General features: G+C 32.0%; 3 protein-coding genes. All 3 read left to right on the top strand.

Annotated elements, in window-relative coordinates:
• On the top strand, positions 1-234 hold a 234-nt coding region (locus Q7P22_RS14595; RefSeq protein ID WP_303865117.1), incomplete at its 5' end, for a hypothetical protein.
• A 68-nt stretch (positions 235-302) separates the two neighbouring features.
• Positions 303-1,580 carry an acetylxylan esterase gene (locus Q7P22_RS14590; protein ID WP_303865116.1) on the top strand — a complete coding sequence of 426 codons (1,278 nt, stop codon included), beginning with the start codon at positions 303-305 and terminating at the stop codon, positions 1,578-1,580.
• A 760-nt stretch (positions 1,581-2,340) separates the two neighbouring features.
• The coding region (locus Q7P22_RS14585) for a TetR/AcrR family transcriptional regulator (RefSeq protein ID WP_303865115.1) at positions 2,341-2,779 on the top strand (439 nt) is incomplete at its 3' end.

The raw sequence follows: 2,779 nt of genomic DNA, 5'->3' as shown, positions 1-2,779 counted from the left end.
AATTTTGATTGTTTTGATATTGGGGATTTAATTGATTCTTCTCATAATGATGATGATAGAAGGTATAATTACAAAATAAATCACCAGTATTTCCTTAAAATAAATAATACAACAGCGGTAAATGGAAAGTTTCTAAGTCAATTATTGCATTCATCTAGTAGGAAGAAACATAGGGGTTATTCGTTACGCAAAACATTTAGACATATTGGTAGGCTAAAGACATATCATTATTAAAGTGGAGATTATTTAGATTCTACAAAATGGAGAGATGAAGGAAAATGGGAAATTTTACATTTCTAATTTTGATTGTTATTGAAATTGCATTTGCAGTTTTCTGCATTATTACAAAATCTAATCAACAAAAGGTAAGAAGTATTATTAGAATTGTCACATTTATTAGCTTTATACTGCTTATTACCCTGTCAATAATTGATTGGAGTTTTCGTTATTACACTTTAGCCGCCTTACTAACTTTACTAGCGGTAATCGGGGTAGTGGGATTAATTAAGAACAAGCAAGAAAAAAGATCATATAAAACCGTGAGTGTTGCTATGAAAACAATAAGAATGATAGTGATTATCTTTGTGGTAACTTTACCTTCAATCATATTCCCACAGTATGAGCCAATAAATTGGACAGGGCCATATCAAGTTTCAATTGCAACCTATACATATACAGATACAAAACGAATTGAAACCTATACCAAGACTGGTGAAAATAGAAAATTGAATGTGGAGCTATGGTATCCTAAAAATGCAGACGGGACATATCCTTTGATAGTTTTTTCCCATGGTGCATTAGGCATTAAAAAAAGTAATGAAACACTGTATAATGAACTCGCAAGTCATGGTTACGTGGTATGTTCAATTGATCATACTTACCAATGCTTATTTACTACTGATGAGAATGGATATACTACATATGTAGATAAGAGTTTTGTGAAGGAGTTAACTGCCGACAATGCAGAATCCAACAAACAGCAAAGTTATGAGTATTATCAAAAGTGGATGAAGGTACGTATAGATGACATTAGTTTTGTGATAGATTATATACTTGAACAAGCAAAGAACAATGCGTCGGATACGGTATACAAACATGTAAACACAACAAAAATTGGTATTATGGGACATTCTCTTGGAGGTTCAGCAGCACTTGGTATAGGCAGAATGAGAAAAGATGTTAGTGCTGTCATCGCCCTCGAAGCACCATTTATGTGTGATATTAGGGGCATTAAGAACGGTCAGTTTGTTTTTATTGATGAAGAATATCCGATACCTGTATTTAATGTGTATTCGGACAGCTCATGGGATCATTTAGCTGACTGGCCACAATATGCTCAAAATTATTCTCTGCTTTTTAATAATAATCCAACAGCATTTAATGTCCATATTAGTGGCGTGGGGCATTTTACTCTAACTGACCTAGCATTGACAAGTCCATTTTTGACACGCGTGTTCAACGGAAAGGAATCAACAAAAGGTACTGAAGACTGCCTTAAAATGATTAACAAGATCTGCCTTGAATTTTTCGATTGTTATTTAAAGGGAGGGAACGAGTTTAAGTTAAATAATACGTATTAGTCTATGAGAAAAATGAGTGATTTAAGTTACGACGCATTTCTTTATTATATTCAATAGGAGTAGTTAATAAGGAGAAAAAAGGTAGGTGCACAATTTAGCGATAAGCAGAAAGGAGATATGTAAGTTGAAAAATCAATTTGTTATATTTTTAATCACTATTTTTGTTGCAAGATTAATTCGTAGGTTTACTGGAATATCATATTATAATCCTTTTACAGATAAGTTTGACTTAGGGTTGTTTATAAAGGATTTTATGGTATGGATAATTTCGTATGCCGCAGTTAGTTTAGTAGTTTCCCGATTTTACTAAAGAGAAGCAGTTAGAATGTTTTTTAAGTTAGATTTATGACGCATTCTTTATAGTAGGGGTAGACCTATGTGTTTGTCCAGAACTTAAATATTGATAATATAAAACCCCTTAATTTTAAGAAGGTTTGTTTGTTTTTGTGGATGAATTTAAGATAGGATTTTTTTGCACACTGTAATGTTAAATTATGCACACGGGTATGGTTAACTGCTCAATATATCAGATATTAGTGATTATAGTACTGATCTTTTCAATAAGCTATACTGATAAAATATTAAATAACTCTGTAAAACGAATGATAATGTATATTAAAAATATTAAGTGCTTAAGTGGCAGCTCTATCTATGTAAGGCACAATAAATAAAATCCAGGAATATTTAACTAAAGACTGTTGACAAAAAAATATTTGGTATGATATAATACTAACGAACGTTAGGTAAAAGGAGGTGCCTTATGCCAGAAAAAGATTTACGAGAGCGAATAAAAGAAGTGGCTGTTGAACATTTCAACACCAACGGTTATCATGGAACAACGATTCGTAATATTGCCAGAGATGTGAATTGCTCTCTGCCTATGATTTATTATTACTACAAAAATAAAAAAGAGTTGTTTGATGAAATTATTAAGAAGGAATATTTTAATCTTTTAGAAAAGCAAGCATCTTTCTTGAAAATTGACAATATTATTGATTTTTATACTAAGTTCATTTATGACCTAAATACCCTAAGCAACTACGATAAACAAGTATATCGGCTTGGCATCAAGGTTTACCTATCATTCGACGGAGACGAGGAGTTGATGAACCTTATGGATGAGTGGGAAAAGAGTATACTGCCCAGGCACCGTGAAATTCTCAAACCATATACGAAAAATGTTAATAATGAAAAGGTAA

Origin of the sequence: Alkalibaculum bacchi (assembly GCF_937875145.1) — a bacterium.
In the GTDB taxonomy this organism is placed as follows: Bacteria; Bacillota; Clostridia; order Eubacteriales; family Alkalibacteraceae; genus Alkalibaculum; species Alkalibaculum bacchi_A.
Note: the sequence above shows the minus strand (reverse complement) of the source record. Positions and strands in the feature narration are given on the sequence as shown.